The 18,150-nt window shown below is 62.0% G+C and carries 14 protein-coding genes; 9 read left to right on the plus strand and 5 right to left on the minus strand.

What is annotated here, in order from left to right; all coding sequences use genetic code 11:
- Window positions 1-93: 93 nt before the first annotated feature.
- The 6 genes from LZC95_20305 to LZC95_20330 all read left to right on the plus strand — a co-directional run bounded on the left by LZC95_20305 (window position 94) and on the right by LZC95_20330 (window position 7,967).
- Complete coding sequence (locus LZC95_20305) at window positions 94-1,044, plus strand: hypothetical protein (GenBank protein ID WXA99152.1); 951 nt, start codon at window positions 94-96, stop codon at window positions 1,042-1,044.
- A gap of 13 nt (window positions 1,045-1,057) precedes the next feature.
- Window positions 1,058-1,771 carry a hypothetical protein gene (locus tag LZC95_20310; GenBank protein WXA99153.1) on the plus strand — a complete coding sequence of 238 codons (714 nt, stop codon included), beginning with the start codon at window positions 1,058-1,060 and terminating at the stop codon, window positions 1,769-1,771.
- Window positions 1,772-1,869: 98 nt separating this feature from the next.
- Entirely contained in the window at window positions 1,870-2,718 is an 849-nt protein-coding gene (locus LZC95_20315) for a prolyl oligopeptidase family serine peptidase (GenBank protein ID WXA99154.1), read from the plus strand.
- A gap of 1,222 nt (window positions 2,719-3,940) precedes the next feature.
- The gene (locus LZC95_20320; GenBank protein ID WXA99155.1) at window positions 3,941-4,732 is read left to right on the plus strand and encodes a 2OG-Fe(II) oxygenase; all 792 of its coding nucleotides are present in this window, start codon (window positions 3,941-3,943) and stop codon (window positions 4,730-4,732) included.
- Window positions 4,733-4,821: 89 nt separating this feature from the next.
- On the plus strand, window positions 4,822-5,643 hold the full coding sequence (locus LZC95_20325; GenBank protein ID WXA99156.1) for an alpha/beta fold hydrolase: 822 nt from the start codon (window positions 4,822-4,824) through the stop codon (window positions 5,641-5,643).
- Between the two features lie 1,439 nt (window positions 5,644-7,082).
- Complete coding sequence (locus LZC95_20330; GenBank protein ID WXA99157.1) at window positions 7,083-7,967, plus strand: tetratricopeptide repeat protein; 885 nt, start codon at window positions 7,083-7,085, stop codon at window positions 7,965-7,967.
- 1,224 nt (window positions 7,968-9,191) lie between these two features.
- Here the strand turns inward: LZC95_20330 and LZC95_20335 are convergent.
- Entirely contained in the window at window positions 9,192-9,485 is a 294-nt protein-coding gene (locus tag LZC95_20335) for a hypothetical protein (GenBank protein ID WXA99158.1), read from the minus strand.
- Window positions 9,486-10,523: 1,038 nt separating this feature from the next.
- Here LZC95_20335 and LZC95_20340 point away from each other — a divergent pair.
- Both LZC95_20340 and ligD read left to right on the plus strand, forming a co-directional pair.
- The gene (locus LZC95_20340; protein ID WXA99159.1) at window positions 10,524-10,841 is read left to right on the plus strand and encodes a hypothetical protein; all 318 of its coding nucleotides are present in this window, start codon (window positions 10,524-10,526) and stop codon (window positions 10,839-10,841) included.
- A 210-nt stretch (window positions 10,842-11,051) separates the two neighbouring features.
- Window positions 11,052-12,203, plus strand: a complete 1,152-nt coding sequence (ligD, locus tag LZC95_20345; GenBank protein WXA99160.1) for a non-homologous end-joining DNA ligase — start codon at window positions 11,052-11,054, stop codon at window positions 12,201-12,203.
- 122 nt (window positions 12,204-12,325) lie between these two features.
- Here the strand turns inward: ligD and LZC95_20350 are convergent, their stop codons facing one another.
- The 4 genes from LZC95_20350 to LZC95_20365 all read right to left on the minus strand — a co-directional run bounded on the left by LZC95_20350 (window position 12,326) and on the right by LZC95_20365 (window position 15,797).
- Window positions 12,326-13,102, minus strand: coding sequence for a hypothetical protein (locus tag LZC95_20350; GenBank protein WXA99161.1), 777 nt, complete (start codon window positions 13,100-13,102; stop codon window positions 12,326-12,328).
- Window positions 13,103-13,227: 125 nt separating this feature from the next.
- Window positions 13,228-14,523: a hypothetical protein gene (locus LZC95_20355; protein WXA99162.1), complete on the minus strand. Its 1,296-nt coding sequence runs from the start codon at window positions 14,521-14,523 to the stop codon at window positions 13,228-13,230.
- A 15-nt stretch (window positions 14,524-14,538) separates the two neighbouring features.
- Entirely contained in the window at window positions 14,539-15,171 is a 633-nt protein-coding gene (locus LZC95_20360; protein WXA99163.1) for a peptidoglycan-binding protein, read from the minus strand.
- 8 nt (window positions 15,172-15,179) lie between these two features.
- A complete protein-coding gene (locus LZC95_20365; GenBank protein WXA99164.1) occupies window positions 15,180-15,797 on the minus strand; it encodes a carboxypeptidase-like regulatory domain-containing protein in 618 nt (205 codons plus the stop codon).
- Between the two features lie 102 nt (window positions 15,798-15,899).
- On the opposite strand from LZC95_20365, the gene vgrG reads away from it, so the two are divergent.
- Window positions 15,900-18,146: a type VI secretion system tip protein VgrG gene (vgrG, locus tag LZC95_20370; GenBank protein ID WXA99165.1), complete on the plus strand. Its 2,247-nt coding sequence runs from the start codon at window positions 15,900-15,902 to the stop codon at window positions 18,144-18,146.
- The last annotated feature ends 4 nt before the right edge of the window (window positions 18,147-18,150 follow it).

Here is an 18,150-nt window from a genome sequence, read left to right on the forward strand (position 1 = left end):
GTTTTTCACCGACTTGATTTCCCCAGGCCACCCGATCGAACACCCCCACCACGTGAGCATGTGCGGTCCGTCCAGTCTCTCCTGGAAAACGCGTTGCAAAGCGACGAGTTCCTCCTCGACTGTCTCAAACGCGACATCACGCGACTGGAGAAACACGACGTTCGGCCCGGACTGCCGCCCTTCTTCATCGTCCCCGACTTCGGCATACGCATGGCGCTCGGATATTGGGCGCCCGACCAAGACGCCCGGCCGCACGAACACAACGCGTGGACCGTTACGGCCGTCTGCCACAACGAGCTCGAGGTCTTCACCTACGACCGGGAGGAGGCCCTTGCAGGCCGCTTTCCCGTGAAGAACCGATACCCCGCGCCGACCGGGAAAGCGGGGTACATCTACGACCCCTGCGTCCACAATCCCCACAATCCGACGGGGTCTTGGTCGCTGTCCGTTCACCTCATCAGCCCCTTTGACGGTACTCCCGATGCGAACGGGACACTCCCCATCGGTCTACTACCGCCGTCGAATGCACCCGCCGAGCCCAGCGCTCTCGCGGCGTGCGCTCGTGCGCGACGAAGGCAGTCCATGTATCGACTCGCTCTCGAGGTACTGGGTCGAATGCGGGAAGGGGAGACCTTTCCTTTGGTGGAGCGGATCTTCGCCAACGGAAATGTCGGGACCAAACGGCTTGCTCGGGAGATGGCTTCCCTGCGTCACGGCGACCGTCTTCGCAGGTCAGATCTCCTCCGTCAGGACACCGAAATCTCCGGCCAGTCTCGGGCTCGATGGGGGCAGCAGGGCTTGCGGCGGCTTGTGCGCTCTCGAGATGGCCGTGCCGAGTTGGTCGTGACCGAATCGTGGGGCGAGCGCGTCATCCTTCGGGTCAGCAGCTGGGCAAGACCCGCGCTCGAGGTGCTCGCGCGCGAAGAGGAGCTTCTCGTTCGCGACTTGCCGGGCCCGATCACGGACCATGAGCGCATCAGCATTGCGGCAGCGCTCGAGGAACACGGATTCATCACCGTCAACGATCCCCTAACTCTAGCCTAGGGCGAGGAAAACAATGCTTACCGCTCATCCTGTTCCGACTGAAGTCACCCCGCTCCAATCGCGCACGTTCAGAGAAGACGAGCTGACACGAATCTATTCGTTCGAGGCGCCCTACCTGATCGACAAACTCATCAAGGAGCACATTTTCGAACACGCCGACGACGCGCGGCTCCACTTTCGAGAGTTGAAGCGCTGGCTCGTCGCGTGCCAGATGGACCGATCCCGAGCCTGGGATATGTACTCTCGAATGATCGATGAGGTATGGCACCAATTTGCGCTCTTCACTCGGCAATATGTCGATTTTAGTATCGAATGCTTTGGTCACTACATTCACCACGCGCCGGGCAACTCACCCGACATGAAGGAATTTCGCGAACACCGGCAACCCGCAACCATCGAGGACTTCGCACAGTACTACGCCAACCTGTTCGATGAACCGCTGCCCGATGCGTGGTACAACGATCGATTTGTCAAGATAAACACACGACTAATCAACAACCGCGCCGGTCAAATGAATGTCCGCCTGGCAGAAGACCGCGCTGAGCTTGTCGGTGCGAGGGGTGCTATCTTGGTCCAGGTGAATCCTTGGGCAAAGGAAACCCTCGACTTCCTCGCAAAGAACGAGATCTTTTTCGTGCGCGAAATGCCGGGAAAGCTCCGAAATGACGATCGCGTCGCGCTTGCCGCCGTCCTCATGCAACAGGATGTGCTGCGGTTGGCGCCCTAATGACAACACGCGCTGGATCTCCGACCCCTCCCGCGGGGAGCGATTCTCCCCGTGCTCCGCGTCGGTTCGTCGGGCGCATCGCTCTGGCGAGTACCGCCTTGGCCCTGGGCGCAGGGGCGGTTCTCGCCTCTCGGGGAAACGCGGTACCGCAGCTCGAAGCCACCCCGCAGTTCGTACCTAATGTCGCGGATCGAACCAGCGACGCAGCTGCGGCCCTGGTTCCAATCACCTACCGAAACGGCGAATACACCCTGCGGGGGAATGTGTTCAAACCTGAAGGACGTGGCCCGTTTCCGACGCTAATTTACAATCACGGCAGCGAGCGGGACCCGTCCCTGGAGTTCGCGGGCGATCTTGGAAAGTGGTTTCAAAGTCGCGGGTTCGTCGTCTTCTTTCCCTATCGCCGCGGATCGGCGGGGTCGGAGGGGCCGTATTGGGAAGACGAGTTAAGCCGTCGTCCAGAGAGCGAAGTGGAGCGCGCGCGCGTCGAACTGATGGACGCAGAGAACGCCGACGTCGTTGCCGCAGTATCCTGGGTCCGACAGCAGAGATATGTGGATTCCGATCGCCTATTCATGGCCGGATGTTCTTATGGCGGAATCCAGACCGTCCTGAGTGCCGAGAAGGACATCGGGATCCGCGCGGCGGTCGACTTTGCAGGCGCTTCGATCACGTGGCAGCAGTCCGTGGTTCTTCAGGACCGCCTGAAGGCCGCTGTACGACGTTCAACCGTCCCTGTATTCTTCTTGCAAGCGGCGAACGATTTTGACACCACCCCCAGCCGCGTCCTCGACGAAGAGATGGAGCTTGCGGGGAAGCCCCACCAGATCCACATCTTTCCACGCTTCGGAAAGAGCAAGATGGAGGGGCACGCGCGGTTCTGCAATCACGGCATGGATGTGTGGGGGCAGGAAGTGCTTGCGTTCTTGAAAGGTTCACCGAAATAGAGAATCGCAGCCATCGGAGCCCTTAAATCGAACGAGCCTCCCGTCGCATGTGACGGGAGGCTCGTTTCATTTGGGGCGCTACCAGGCGCGGGTGGGAACCGCTTGCGAGGCCTTCATCGAGCCGGGTAGTCAAAGCAATCGAGATTGCAGTGGGATTGACACGTCACACAAATATGGCCGCGAGTGCCGCATGGGCTAAAGCAAGGAGGGAGCCCCCCTTTGATCGCGGTCGGCACGTCGATGGTGAGTCGGGGTCGGTCGTCATCGGCGGGAGGTTGAAGGCATTGTTCAGGGCTGCTGAAATCCTTCCGCAAGTTATCCATGTCAAGCATTTCTTATTACGCAGTGGTCAAATCATCCCGAACGGGGGGCGCTTATCTCGCGGCCACTGTCGGGGTCATTGTTTACTGATGCTATTCTCGCCCACACGCGACACGTCGCGTATGCGCGACTCCCGGCTTCTGGAACTCGAAAGGAGCTTTACCGCAAGGGACTGGAACACACGCGGCAGTTGGTAGTGCAATTGCCTGGCGTCGTGCAGGGGGCGCAGTTTCCTTGGCACCGCGACTGGCACGCGCCGCACGGAGACCAACAAGGAGGAAGGCCTCCCTTGATCAACGTTGGAACCTCGATGGTCAGTCGAGGTCGGGGTGGATCGTGTTCGAAGTCACTGGCTTGTAGCACGGGATTGGGAGAGCTGCTTTCTTGCGAGATATCCATGTCAATGATTCCCTTCTAAGGTTCGTGGAACCAACGGTCACGGACCGTTGCGTTTGTAGCTCGCCACTCGCACCCAAGGCTTGCGGGTGGCGGTGTTTGGTCGTTGGCCTTACGCGCGGCGCCTTCTGCACGAGTTGCGCCATCGACTACCGCCCCTGGATTCTCGTGAAGGTCGCCCTGCGCCGTTCCCTCATGAGAAGAGATTTCCCAACGAGCGGAGGCAAATTGAGAATGCATTTCTCAGTACCTCCCACCCGACGATGCACGGAGCCGCGCCACGCAGTCGCCGGCGTTGCGGCTCGCTTCTTGCGTAATGCCGGAGCCGATGAATCTCGTATATCAGGACGCCCGCGTTGCTATTTATGACAACTTCCTGCCGCGGAACGAGTATGACGACTTGTTTGAGGCGACTCGGCACTCGCCATTGGAGAGCGTACACGCTCGACGCCGTCATGCCGTGTGGAGGATTCACGACGGTATCCCCCTGCGAGGCGAGGGGCTCGTGCTCGATGATGCCGCGGCTGCGCCGGTTGCCACGCAGCGATCACCGCTACGCGATTTTCTCGACCGCACCGTAGCTACCGCGACCGAACGCCCCGACTTGCTGGGTCAACGTGGCAGCGCGTGGCGATTCGCATCGGTCACGCCGTGGGTGTATCCAGCCGGGACGGGGCTCTCGTTGCATTACGACGGCGGGAACTACACGGGTGCGTTTACGTATTTTCTCCACCGAACGTGGAATGTGCAATGGGGGGGACTCTTGCTCGTGTTGGACGCTGAGCGGCGGCCCAGCAAAGGTCCCGGAGAGGAGAGGCCGGTCGCTTGGTTGGATGACGACGTGGAATCGAACGAGATTCTCGAGCGTGGCCTGGCCCAGTGCATCCTACCGAAACCAAATCGCATTGTGTTTCTCGCCGGAGGCACACCGCACATGGTCACACGGGTTGACCCGAATGCGGGACAGATCGTACGCGTATCACTCGCGGGCTTCTTCGGCACCGAGATGACGGTGAAGGTAACACCGACGAGTTGTCTTGGGCGTGTCAGCGAGGTGCACCGCGGGCCTTTCGCGGCGAGCATCGAGGGAGGGCGAGCCGTCCTGAAGGCGGGGGAGGGCGACGCCGCGGAAATTCTTATCCGTACGGATCCGTGGGGGTTGTCGGCGCTCCAGTATATCGCAGAGCGCGAACACTTCGCGGTGAACGAGATTCCCGGCAGCCTTAACGATGAGGAGCGCCTCGCAATGGCGAGCGCGCTACTGCGGGTAAAGGCCTACAAGGTCGAGGTTCGATAGGGAGTTTCATCGGCGGCAGTACGGGCTGCATGTCCGCAGGGGTGACGAGCCCCGGACGGGTGAAAGGGAACATGAGCACGTTAGGACGGATGGCCGTGGCGGCGACACGCCACGTTAATGCACGGCGTGCCGGGCTCAAGCCCGGCACGGTGAGGGTGAACGAAAGGCAGGTAGCCTACTTCTCAGGGGGAAGGGGCGAGCCGGTCGTGCTGCTCCACGGGCTTGGTGACGATCGGCACTCATTTGTCGAGAGCGTCTCGGAGCTGACTCGGCACACCCGGGTCATTCTTCCGGACCTTCCTGGGCACGGCGACAGCGAAGGGAGCGCCGAGGACGCCGGAAGCATCCGCGCTCTCGTGCAGTGGCTCGCGGCCTTTCTCGATGCGTTGGCCCTCGGAAGCGTGAGCCTCGGCGGCAATTCCATGGGTGGACACGTGGCCCTGGCATTTGCACTCTCCTACGGTGCCCACGTGAATCGTCTTGTGCTCGTGAACCCCGCCGGCGTGGGAATGCCGATGGAGAAGATCTACACGGGCTTTGGTGCTCCGCTCGGTGGGCGAGAGGACCTCGAGCGAGTATTCCGCCGAGTCTTTTACAAGCCGCACCGGGTACCGTCGTTTATCGCAGCCCACCTTATCAAGCAGATAAATAGCGCCATGCCGAGGTACAACGAGATGGCCCGGCGTCTGCGGGATGAACCTGGGATTGGCCTGGACCACCAGCTTGCCTCTATCCGCGTCCCGACGCTCGTCCTCTGGGGGGTACACGATGTCGTCCTTCTTCCGTCGGTGCGCGAGGCTTTACGAAGGATTCCCGACCATCGTGTCGTGGAGCTTCCGGCGGGCCATTCACCCCAGTTGGAATTGCCGGGAGCCGTAGCCACGGAGCTGATCGCGTTTCTCCATCCTTAGGACGTGTGGAGCTATGCAGGGCGACTTGCGAATCGCTGGCGTCCCGCACGGCAGATAGCGAACGGCGAAATCGCCTGGGCCAAAGACGAGGCCTGCGCGCGGAAACAGCGTAGCCTTCCAGGACGCGGTTGGCGCCGCGGGCGGTCCTCGCTGTACGCCCGCCCTCTTCGCGATAAACGACGAGCCTCCCCGCGATGCCGAGGGGAGGCTCGTCACTATTCATGCCGTGGGGGCCGCAGGCACGTGTCTTTCAGCTGTGACAAACGGCAGGACACGACGAATAGCAAGTTTGACTACAAGGCGACCAGCAAGGTGGAAGGCCGCCTCGGATCTGGGTTGGAATCTCGATCGTCAGTCGATTGCCTTCAGGTTTCTTTGCTTCTGAATCCGTCTCGGTCGATGGAGTGAAGCTCGGCGATTCGTTCGTTTGCATGAGATTCCTCGAGGCAGTTATGCCCTATTGTGCAATGGCGTTTTCCGGAGAGACGTTTGACCACCATCGCTGCCATGAGATGCTATTAATTCGTTGTGATATCAACTCAAAAGACAGCCAATGAACGTGGGCCGGCGGAAGGTCGAAAATGCTGCCGGCCACGCCCTCGGCTCTTCATGCATGTTCTTTGCCAGGTATTGGTTGTTTGCCCGTTCAGAACGAAGGCCATCGGGTGCACAACGGGGTTCGACGAGTGCCGGGCGCACATGGAGTCAGGCTCGCCTCGAGCAAGGTTGCGGGTGCGTTCGAAACGTAATCCTTGAGCAATTTTTGCTCTAATAGGCATCTCTATTAGAGAACTCAGTTCCCAATCGAGTGCATTGTCATTTTTGATGACACGCAGCGGGCCGGCGGAAGGTTTGGCGGTTGCACAAGCATGAGCCGTTTGCACGCGTCGGGTATGCGGTTTGCACTCGGGCAAGATCCGAAGCCCGAACGGTCTAAAAGCACGGGGGCTACAGGAGAGAGCCATGACAGAGATTGCTACACATGAGAAGAAGCCGGTCCTTGCCACGGACAGCGAAAAGGATGCGCAATGTGAGCGGCTTACAATCGATGTTCCTGCTGACATAAGAGGAGGTATTCCGCCGTGCATCAGCCCTTGCGTACCGACATGCAGATCCCGTTGCCACGGCCCGTCCTGCTATGACCCGTGCCACCGACCTTGTACTTAGAAATGAAGAGCCCCGGTACGAGGTCCGCGCCATCAAAGAATTGCGCCTGGCCTCGCGTGCGCCAACAGCAATAGAGTGCTCTGTAGGATCGTGGCCGACGTCGGCAGGGATTCGCCGCGTGTCGCTCCATACCCTTCGGGTGTAGACGACGCGTCACGCGTCGCGGCGGCATCTCGCCCCAAAGCAATTGCTGACCCATTGGGTCCCTCGCTCGCCGGAAGCGTGCTACCCTCGCCGAGCTACATCTAGACGGCACGGCGAGGGTTCGGAAGATGAACGAGCAAGCAAAGCTCTCTCTCGAGAGAGCACGGACGGCGGCGGGGGCGGGCGCGGTCGATGAGGCTCGGGCGGCGTACGCAAACGCCGCCGTAGTCGACCCCGAGGACCCATCATTGTGGAGCGAGCAAGGCATCTTCTTGCTCGATGTCGCGCGTGACCCCGAGGCCGCGATTGTCGCCTTCCGGCAATCTTTAGCCATCAGGCGAACGTATGCCGACCATTATAACCTCGGTAACGCGCTCCTCGCCGTCGGACGCATGGAGGCCGCGCTCGAAGAATACGATGCCAGCATCGAGTGCAAGCAAGATTACGCCGAAGCCTGGACCAATCGCGGCATCGTGCTTTTCAACCTCACGCGGCACGAACAGTCGCGCGACTCGTTCGAGCGAGCACTCGAGGTGAACCCGCGCCTTGCCAATGCGTGGCGTTGCCTCCGCATCCTGCTCGAGGAACTCGACGAGAACGAAGCCGCCGTCGAGGCCTCCCGACATTTCGCGGAGATTGTCGAGAACGATGGCGAGGCTTGGCTCAAGTACGCTGCAGGGGCAGGGAAACTGCTCGACGAGCAGGTTGTTCGGCATGAGGTCGAAGGCCCCGAGGAGCGGATCCTCGCAGCCGTGGAGCGCGCCTTGGACTTGCCATTGGCGCCGGAGTCGCGGCGGTGGGCGCTCGTCGAGCGCATCCGGCGACTGCAGCGCCTTGCCCATGGGCGTCAATCGATGGCGCGCGCGCTCAACGTGCCAGGGCTGGAAGTTTTACGCACCGTGCAGCGCTATCGAGAGGCTGCAGAGCAGGCCGCCCGCGAAGTTCCCGACGACCCGTGGTTGGCCGAGCAGCTTGAGGATGCGCGGGAGCTGGCGGGAGTGCGATCGGAGTAGTGCTGGCGGCGCTTCGGCCGGAGGCCAAGAGCGAGGGCTGCACGGCAGGCTGAAGGAGACCCTCGCGAACGCGCGCACGGTGCCGCGGAGACTGGCACGCCCATCCGGGTCCCTTTGCAAGTCTCGGCGGTGAAGACATCCCGAGCGGATGCGGTGTAGGGCCCGAGCGATCCAGAAGGCCTACGCCGCACCGAAGCGCACCTTGCGTGGGATGGCGGTCACGCCACTACCCCATTACGGCGCCGATGGCGTCGGGACGTCAATCGTCTTCTGGGAAGGCCGTTTTGTGTGCAGCCATGCACAGCGCGCATGTGCGCGCTCAGTCATGATGACGAGTCCTCCCGATCGTTCCTTTCCAATTGACGGGCGAACGGCCCTTGGACCTAAGCTGTTATGCCAATAATCAACCTACGCGGCGAGTCTGGGTATATCGAATGCTTAGGCCATCGCCAGACGTCTGTCGAATCGCGATGATGGCAGCGGCGATTCACCCCTCCACGTGCGAACGGGAATCGCACGTCCTCATCGAGAAGGGGGCAACGTCTTGCTGATGATCAGAGGCCTGGCCCTTTTTTGGGCGCGGTTACAACTGACTCAGATGAGCTCTGGCCCCGTGGGCATTCAAAGAAGTCGAACGAGGTGAATCATGTCCCGTCGAAATCGAACGAGTTGCTTGGTCGTTGTAATTCCAAGTACGAGATCCCTGCGCGCTTCGTCCCACCGCTCGTATCGCATCAGAGCTTTGGCTCTCGATGGTACAGTGCAGGGTGTCGCGTTCGCGGTTCACTCGACGAGGGGGGAGGGGTGGCTATTGCCGCAGCAATGACCCCCTCGAGCGGACTGGTCTCTCGGCCGCTCGCGCGGATGTGCAGCGCGGCGACATCTTCGAGCGCGTCGATGGCCTTTCGCCGGCGGATGTTCGAACTGCGCTCGACCACAAGCGCGCGGAACGTATCTCGATATCGTCAAAAGCTTGCCGAAATCAAGCCGCGCGCGCACTCCAAAGGAGGGTGGTTGGCGATGAGTATGAACACCATCGAACCGTCTAGGAACCGTTGTCGCCGGCCACACGCGCCGGCGGAGCATCTGCCAAGGCCCAATGGCAGCGCACCGCGAGCCATGGATGGGGCCCAAGCCTCGAGCGCAAGGACGCTCGAGGCTCAGCAAACAAATGGGGTTCTCATGCCAACCGACACGTTCATGCGTGTGAGGGCGAGTGGACTTTCACTCCAAGAAGTTGCAGGCGAGTACGCTCAATGGGCGCTCGGCCTGCAGTCCCAAGCGACTCGGAGCCGCCGCATCACCGAGGGTATTCGGGAGCGTTGGACCGCGGACGATGTGCTTTCGCAAGGGACGCTCGTGGGGGACGCCGGCTTTCGGATCGACATGCGCCTCACGCGGGACCAGATGGTCTTCCGCCTGGTTCATCGCGATGCCTCGAACGGCGCCGTCTTTTGGCATGCCGTCGCGCGTGCGCAGCGTGGGTCGAAGGAGCGCGACGTACTCGTTCTTGAGCATGCCGTTGCACGGGATGCTCCACGAGACTACGCACTCCCCCCGGTCGCGTCGCCATCTCGCGTCGTCCTCAGCCTCATCGAACGCGATGGCATTGACGTCGTACCGCGGGACCTGCTTCTACCGCCGATGAACGTGCATTCGGGCGAGACGGAACGATTCGTCGATCACGTCCTGCTGCGAGGCGACCGAACGCTGCCCCTGCTGGTTGTCTCTTGTGACCGCGCGAGCGGTTTGCCACTCGTGGATCCACGCATCCTGGCAAAGCGTCTGCGCGGTACTTTCGCGGTTGCGACGCTGTACGAGGCTTGCCCGTACGAGCTCTCGGACATCCTTAACGCTCGCGGATTTGGGAGGGAGTTCCGTTGCTACGGAGGCGCGATCCACACCTACGGAGCCCCGAGCAACCTGCCCTTCGACCATCGCCTCTGGCTCGGCGAACGCCTGCAGGCTGTCGCATCGTCACCAGTCGAGCGCGCCGAATTTGTCGCCGGCGTGTTGGCCGCGAGGCACGCGGTCCGTGAGATGCCTCGCGGATTTTTGTCACTCGTCGAGGACATTGATCGAGACGAGCGAAACGCAATTGCGCGGAGGCTCACCCAACAGGAGCCGGTGCCGGCAGAAAGGTCAAAGGAGGTCTCGGCAGGCTATGTCGCGGAGCTCGAGACCCGAAATCGGGAGCTTGTCGCAACCCTCCGACGAGCGGTTGCCGACGAAGACGCTTTGCTCGCCGCATGTGTCAAGGCCGATGACGAGAAGCGAGCCGCAGAGAGCGAGCGCGAGAAACTCGAGGCACAGCTCGATAGCGAGCGGGCCCAATCCTCGGAGCTTCGCCACCAGCTCCAGCGCTCAAAGCATGACCATCGCGGCGGTCATGACGCCGTGCTGCTCGCGCCACTGCGCGAGCTGCTTGCGAGAAGGTTGACGCCGGAAACGATCCTCCGCGTCCTCGAAATGGCGTATTCCGAACGAATCGTCGTCCTCGATAGCGCGCTCCAATCGGCGGCGAGGTCCAGCGACTTTCGCCACTGCGAAAAGCTCATGGACCTGCTCCGGATTCTGGCAACGGACTACTGGAGTGCCCTCGCCGGCGGTCATGGCGATACAGTCGCCTTCCGCGTCTTTTCTCCCAATACCTTCTCGCCAAATGAATCGGAAACTACGCGCACCAACGCACGGGCCATTCGAGAGCGTACGTTCACCTACGGCGATCGTACCCTGGTTATGTGGCGCCACCTCAAAATCGGCTCTGCCGAAACGACGGCAGAGACCATTCGCGTCCACTTCGATTGGGTTCCAGACGAAAAGCGCATCGTTATCGGCTGGTGTGGCGAGCATCGCTACCGGCGGGAACGCTAGCGGCGAAGGGCCATTCAGTCTGGGAATGCGCCACCGAATTGCAGCATGCCACTGTACCGTTCGACGGAGCCACGATGCTGGCTAGGTGACGCTTGTGCGCCGATGCGCTGTAGCAGAGCTGACGTGAGGTCAACGCAGCACACGCCAGTGCCACGCTCCGCCCGAACCGCCCACCGACAGCGCCGGAGTCCCCCGTGCATCGAAGCACGCATGCCCCGCGCTCCGAAGCCCGCCGCCCGACGCCCCGCATCGCGGTTGACGCGCGGCGATGCGGCGCCTCTACCTTCGGACGGCGCCGCGATCGTGGCCGCGCTCTACAAGGCCATCCCGCCTCCGCCGCAGGCGCCCGTCCTGGTGGACAAGTTGGCCGACGTGTATGGCAAGGCCTCCGACTGGCAAGTGCAAACGAAGTGGGACGGTTATAGGTGCCTGGCCTATTGCGACGGGGACTACGTGGAGCTCCGCTCGCGAAACGACACCAACCTGACGAGCGACTACCCCGATGTCGTGCGCGAGCTTCAGGCCCTTCGCCTGAAGGCTACGGTCCTCGACGGCGAGGTTTGTGCATTCGATGATCGCGGACTCACCTCCTTCGCGCTCCTGCGCAGCCAACGCTCGCACCCGGTGCCCATTGCCTACGCGGTCTTCGACGTGCTCGGGCTCGATGGCTCCGATCTGCGGAAGCTCCCCATCGAGCATCGGCAGCAGGCCTTGCTGAAGCGCTTGGGCCCTCGCCGCGAGGGGGCGAGCGTGTTCGTGTCCACCGGCGGCATCGTCACCGATCTGTCCGTCGCCGCGGACGTCGCGCGTGAGAACGGGTTGGAGGGGCTGGTGTTCAAGCGCCTCGGCTCGACCTATCGCGCGGGCAAGTCGCGCGACTGGCTCAAAATCAAGTTTCGCCTTGAGCAGGAGTTCTCGATTGTCGGCTACACTCCACGAAAAGGTAGCTCCGTAGTGGGCGCGCTCCTGCTCGCCGTCGCCACGCCCGATGGATACGCGTATGCGGGGAAAGTTGGCACTGGGCTCAATGCCGAACAGGAATCTGCGCTCGCCCGCGAGCTCAATCGCGATGCGAGCCCGGTCCCCACGGCCGCGGGCGCTCCGACGTCGATCCTAAAAAGGGCGCGCTGGGCCTTTCCGCGGTTGGTGGCGCAGGTCGCCTACCTCGAGCGCGACGGCTCGGATCTTCGGCATAGTTCGTTCATCCGATTGCGTGACGACAAGCTGCCCGAGCAATGCGTTTGGGAGGTCGCCGGAAACGAAGCCGAAGACGCTAGTCCTCGGGAAAGGCGGGGGACTTCCAAGGCGCGCTGCAACTCGTCTGCTAAACGCTCATCGGGGCCTCGCCAGCGGCGGTCATAGGCGCAGAGGAGGCGATTCTCGGCGGCTGGTGACCGTCAGGGCGGCCCGCATCATGCCGCCGGAGAGTCGGCCGTCTTGACCTGGCTTCTCGCCCACCCAGGTGCGGAAGATGTCCAGGCCCGTCACGGCCCGCCGCTCGGCCGCGAATTCCGATACCGATTCCACGCTACGCCGTCGAACCAATGCATCGGGTCGAGCGCAATAAGCTTCCCGTCCGTCGGCGAAATTTGCTTGAAGCCCATGAAATAGACATCGCCGTTGGTAATGCCCCCGTCCACGCGATCTGCCCAGGACCACATGCCGAGCGCATCCTTCTCGGGGGCCGTCGTGAAATGCGCGCCCTCGTCGAGGGCGCGGTAGCGAAAGACCCACGTATACGTAACGTCTTGGCGGTTCGAACCAAGGTGCGTGCCGTGGAGCCGCAAAACTCTCTCCGCCAGCCAGGAGATGGCCTCCAGGCGCCGCTCCGCGGGAAGTGTGAGCAGGTCGATGCCTGGTCGATGCACATCCACCCGCATTGCATCGATCGTTTCGCGGATCGTCACCGTGAGTGCTACCGGCGGCGCGTTCGCCTCGTCCGGGACGGACACCGCGAACTCGTGCCGTAACACGTCCGGCGACCCGTCGGGGAGCTCGCCCACCGCACGATGAACGCTTCGGCGCACGTCGATATCGCGTCGATAGGGATTCAACGGGGCCGTAAGGAACCGGCTGGACCATTGCTGTGATTCGGCAAGGACCCGCGCGCCGTCGGGTAGGGCCGTGAAGTCCGTAAGGGACTGGTAGCCTTGCGTGTCGGCATCGGAGAACCCGCGATCGAACGAGCGCACCGCTTTTAGGCTCACGTCCTCGACCCCAGGCTCCCATGGCTTCATGATCCGCGTGCCTTGTTCCGTCATCGTCTCGTTCCTTCCGCGGCAGCCGCCGCCGCGACCTGATTCCGAGCTATGCCCGCATCCCAATGTCGCGACCAGCGCGCCGAGCAAGAGGGAAGTTCGTCCGCGGGCGCGTTGCCGATCCGCCGTCATTTGTAGCGGGTCACGATCTGTTGAACGCGGTACTTGCCGCGCTCACGGGTGATCCAACAGAGGCCCCAGAAGCATCTCCGCAATACGGAGTCCTTATCGTCGTAGGTGCCCGCGCCTCCACCGTAGTACTTGGTTTCCTTCTTCCCGGAGGGTCCTGGCGCAGTCACCTTGAGGCACGCTTCGAAATTGTTCGGTCCTACCTCACCGTAATCGTAGACCTTCCCAACCTCGACGGGGTTATCCACCAACACCGCGTACCAGACGTCGCCGTCCACTCGCTTCCACTTGCTTTCGAGCCCGGCCGGAGCATCGTCGGTCCAGTCGTCCTCGAGAGCCTTGGTTCCGTTCTCTTTCCCGGGATCGGCGTAGACGACGACGATTTCGAACTTTCCCGGGCATCCGACTTGGTAGAGGAGAGCCCGGACGAATCGGCAGATCGCCTGGCACTCGGCGCCCTCGCCAATGTGATCTGCCAGCGGCCAGACGCCGCCGACGTTGTTGAGGTAATTGGGGTGTTTGAACTCCGCCAGAGCGGGGTTCGGGGTGAGCATGTAGCCGTCGAAGAGCTTCATCAGCCCACGGACGAGTTGGAATACCTCGTTCACGCCGCGGGCCGCCACAAGCTCCACGGCCTTCTCCATGCGCTTGAGGGTAAAGCCGGCCTCCCGCCCGCCTGCATCCCTCGGCTCGTCAAAGGTGACGAAGACGGTGTGCCCCCAGGACGCTCCCGCGTTCCAGGTGCTGCCCCCGGGGGTGGACGCCCCGCCGGAAGAGTCGGAAACCTGCCACTTGATATCGCCGCTCAGTTTCGCGACCGAGTCGGGAGCGGGCAGCGTCAACTTGACTGTCTCCGCGGTAATCTCTTTCTCTCCGCCCGAGAAGCGTTGGTAGGCATCGAACGTCAGCCCTAGTCCCGTTCCTTGTGCGTGGTGGAGCGCGGCAAAGGGCGGACTTGCATTCTTCGGTTCCACCTCGAACACGGCTTCCACCTCGACGGCCTCGCCCTTCGAGATGGAGACTACTGCGCTCGGGTGGCCAAACGTCCAATGTGGCTTGGGCGACTTTTCCCCGCCCTTCTTCCAATCCGCCGTGTAATTGGTGACAACGTGATGGTCTCCCTTGAAGGTCAACTTCAGGATTTTGACGGCAATAATCGCGACGTCGGGAAAAAGTCCGAGTAGGGCCGTATTCGTGTGGGCCAAACCCGCGGCGGTCCGTGCCACCCGCAACGGTCCTTGCGTCTCGGCACGCGGGGGATTCGGCAATTCGCTTTCGGACTCGTCGTCACCCATGGCTCGGCGCTCCCATCAGCATCCGTATTGATCGCGAAGCACCCCTCGCGTCTTTTCATCGCACGCGCCGCTCACCTCGAGCGGCGGGTTGTCGGTCTGAAACGCACGGAGCGCGGCACGGGTCTTCGGCCCGAGCACACCATCGACCGCGCCGCAGTCGTAGCCGAGATTGAGGAGCCTCGCTTGGACGCCGGTCGGGCTTTCGATCGGATCGAGCGCCCCGAGTTCGATCGCCTTCGTCACACCGTAGTCGTCGAAGGCTAGTTCGGCCGCCGTGGCGTCCGCCGGAATCTCTTCATCCACGAGCCCGTCTGGCTTGGTCTTTCCCTTTCGCTCGACACTCCCCGCGCGAAGCGTGTAGGCGATCCCGGCGAGGGGCTTTCCGTCGGTACCGTGCAAACGGAGGCGAAGTCGGACCACGGGGAGCCGCACGACGAAACGATGCGTCTTGCCGGTCGCGACCTTCACCGTCTTCGGCGTCTTCTCCGGCACGAACAGGACATCCCCGGGCTGGATCACATTCGGGTTCGGCCGCTTTTGGCGAAAGTCGGCATTCTGCGGGGCGTCGTATATTTTTCGCCAGTCGCTAAACCCGAATCGACGGGCGATCGTAGAGAGGCAGTCCCCCTGGACAACGGTGTATTGCATCGCGTTTCCTACCCGGCCGACCAGGCGCCGCCTTCGAGCTCGGGAAGGGTCAGGTCGAACGTTCCCGGCTCCACACCTTCCACCCGCACCTCGCCGGCCTTGTTGGTGGTGCCCGAATGAACTTGCCCGTCGGGGCCCGTCAGGTCAACGCGCACTCCGGCGACAGGCTCGCCCTTTGGGTCGACCAATTGGACCACCACGAACGTGGTCTCCTCGCGCGGAGCCTGCTGCTGCGGCCGCGCCTCGGGCCTTTCGTCCTTCTCGGGAAACGGCCACGGAACCTGATACCGCTCAAACTGGAGAACGCCTTGTTCGAGGGCTGCATAGAGGACACGGCTGAGCTCAGGCAGGAACCCGCGCAGACGACGGCGCCGATCGCTCGTGGGGATCGGCAGCTCGTCGGCCCAGCAGGAACCGGTCAACGCGTCATATATGGAGAGCAGATCGCGTGCTGCCTCATCGTCGCGTGCACCCCACTCGTCAAAGGCCTGTGGCAAGAGGTGAAACAGGGGTTCCCGCGGCAAGTCCCAGCGCGAAATCCGTTTGACGCTGGCGCGCTCGCCCACCGCGACGATGTGGAAACGCCACTCCTGACAAAACGTGTCGGCGATCAGCCACTGGTTCAAACCCCACCGCACGCGCGTGAAGCTATCGATTCCCCCCACCGGGGCCAAGATCGTGTCCTGCTTTTTTGCACTCCGGCTCAACCCCGGTGATGCTCCCGCCCTATGGCCAGCCCTGGCGACCTCGCGAGCATCTTCGGCGCAATTCACGAAGACATCACGTACACCCTCAGTGTCACAGACGTGGACGCCTCTCTCTTGCGTGTGGCCTCCTTTCGTTCCGTCGAGGAGCTCAGCACGCCGTTCAAGTACACGATCGCCGTGGCCACCGACCCCGAGTCCACGGCGACGCTCGAAGAAGCTCTCGGGCGCGACGCCAGTTTCACGATCGAGCGTGACGGCAAACTCGTACGCGAAGTGCGCGGTATCATCACGAACGTTGCGCCCGATGGGACCTTCATCGGCAAGACACAGGCCCGGGTGGTCTTCGTCCTCGAATCCTGCCTCGCGAATCTCCGATATAGCGGGGGATTCCGGATTTTTCAAGACCTCGCCATTCATGAAATCGTCAATCAGCTCTGTGCACCCGAGCAGATCGACTGTTTTTGGTCGGTGCACCCGACACCGCAAAAGCGCGAGTACTGCACGCAGCTCGATGAGAGCGACCTCGCCTTCATCACCCGCATCGCGAGCGAAGAGGGCATGCACTACTTTTTCAAACACGCCGACGGCAAGACGACACTCGTATTCTCCAACGAACCGAAAGGATACGAGGAGATCGAGCCCGACCTATCCATCGCGTTCCACGATGACCAAGGCGCCATCACGGACGAACACGTGCGAAGCATTCAACGGGGTAGCGGGATTCGTGTGGGTGCGTTTGAGCATCGGGATTACAACTTTCTCGAACCGGGCAAGGTGTTGGTCGCGCGAGCGGAAACGCCCGGCAAGGAGACCACCGGCAATTCCCACAAACGCGAGTGGCGCGACTATCCGGGTCGGTACATCGCTAAGGACGGCGTCGGCAAGGCGCTCGCAACGCAACGCCTCGATGAGGCTCGCTCGGACGCCATCACCCTCACAGGAACCGGCTACTCGCTGCGCTTCTCGGCTGGCCGAACCTTCACCCTTTCAGGCCACCGAGACGAGAGGTTCAACCGCCCTCTGTTGTTGACGCGCGTCGAAATGGCCGGTGCTGTGCAGGGCGCAAGCCGCGAGGCAGGCGGATTTCGGGGAAGCATGGAGCTCACCTCGTTCGTGGCGGTTCCCGCGGACGTCGTCATCCATCCCCGGAGAATCGCCAAACCGCCGAGCCGCGTTCAGAGTGCGCGGGTTGTGGGGCCAAAGGATGGCGATCCGTTCGTCGATGACCGCGGCCGGGTGAAGGTGCAGTTCTTCTGGGACCGCGACGGCAAGTTCGATGAGAAAAGCTCGTGCTGGGTTCGCATGATGACGCCGGTTGCCCACGAGGACGAGGGCTTCTGGCAAGCGCACAAGGTCGGCTCCGAGGTCATCGTCGGCTTCATCGACGATGACATTGATCGGCCCCTGATCTTCGGCGCCGTCTACAACGCCGTCCAGCCCCAACCGCACCCATTGCCGTCCGAGGTGGCCAAGAGCACCTGGAAGACGAAAAGCATTCCGGGGAACAAGGGGTTCAACGAAATCACATTCGACAATACCGCGGGAAAGGAAGACCTCTTCACACACGCGCAGCGGAATCGCACGACGAAGGTGCTCCAGAATCACTCCGAGACCGTCGGAGCGAACCAATCCTCGACGGTCGGCGCGAATCAATCGATTACGGTAGGCGCCAACCGCACGAAGACCATCGCCGCGAACGAGACGACCAACGTGGGGGGCGTTCGCACGGAAACGGTAACCAAGACGGAAGGGGTAACGGTCCACAAGGGGCGCGTGCACAACGTGCTCGAAGGCGACGACGTGTTGAACCTTCCGCAGGGGAGTCACACGGTCAACGTCTCCAACGGGAGTCTCACGCACAACGTCAAATACGTGGACAAGACCGAAGCCGACTTTGTACAGCACCACGCGAGGTTCGAAGCCAACGCCGTCGGTGACCAGAAAGTCTACCTCGAGCAGAAGGGCGCGACCTACTCGATGGAGAACGAGACCATCGTGATCAAGTGCCCATCTGGCACCGTCAGCGTGAAGGAGAACACCGTCACGGTGGATGCCATGGCTGAAATCGTTCTTCAATGCGGCCAATCGTCCATTTCGCTGAAGAGCGATGGGACCATCACGATCACCGGGAAGAAAGAGGTTTGCGTTTCCTCGGGGGGCAGTTCCTTGAGCACCACACCGCAAAAGGCGGCGTTGAATGGCCCCAACACCGACGTGACCAGCAAGGCCATCACGACCGTCGGCGGCGCGTTGGTAAAAATAGGCTGAGCTG

The sequence above is a fragment of the Sorangiineae bacterium MSr12523 genome (assembly GCA_037157775.1).
Taxonomy (GTDB): Bacteria; Myxococcota_A; Polyangia; order Polyangiales; family Polyangiaceae; genus Pendulispora; species Pendulispora brunnea.

Excerpts from the sequence above, each read along its gene's own strand:
- LZC95_20350 (WXA99161.1), bottom strand. The coding sequence starts at position 13,102 with ATGACGGAACAAGGCACGCGGATCATGAAGCCATGGGAGCCTGGGGTC.
- LZC95_20330 (WXA99157.1), top strand. The coding sequence starts at position 7,083 with ATGAACGAGCAAGCAAAGCTCTCTCTCGAGAGAGCACGGACGGCGGCG.
- ligD (WXA99160.1), top strand. The coding sequence starts at position 11,052 with ATGCCCCGCGCTCCGAAGCCCGCCGCCCGACGCCCCGCATCGCGGTTG.
- LZC95_20360 (WXA99163.1), bottom strand. The coding sequence starts at position 15,171 with ATGCAATACACCGTTGTCCAGGGGGACTGCCTCTCTACGATCGCCCGT.
- LZC95_20310 (WXA99153.1), top strand. The coding sequence starts at position 1,058 with ATGCTTACCGCTCATCCTGTTCCGACTGAAGTCACCCCGCTCCAATCG.
- LZC95_20355 (WXA99162.1), bottom strand. The coding sequence starts at position 14,523 with ATGGGTGACGACGAGTCCGAAAGCGAATTGCCGAATCCCCCGCGTGCC.
- LZC95_20325 (WXA99156.1), top strand. The coding sequence starts at position 4,822 with ATGGCCGTGGCGGCGACACGCCACGTTAATGCACGGCGTGCCGGGCTC.
- vgrG (WXA99165.1), top strand. The coding sequence starts at position 15,900 with ATGGCCAGCCCTGGCGACCTCGCGAGCATCTTCGGCGCAATTCACGAA.
- LZC95_20335 (WXA99158.1), bottom strand. The coding sequence starts at position 9,485 with ATGCTCAAGAACGAGTACGTCGCGCTCCTTCGACCCACGCTGCGCACG.
- LZC95_20340 (WXA99159.1), top strand. The coding sequence starts at position 10,524 with ATGGACCTGCTCCGGATTCTGGCAACGGACTACTGGAGTGCCCTCGCC.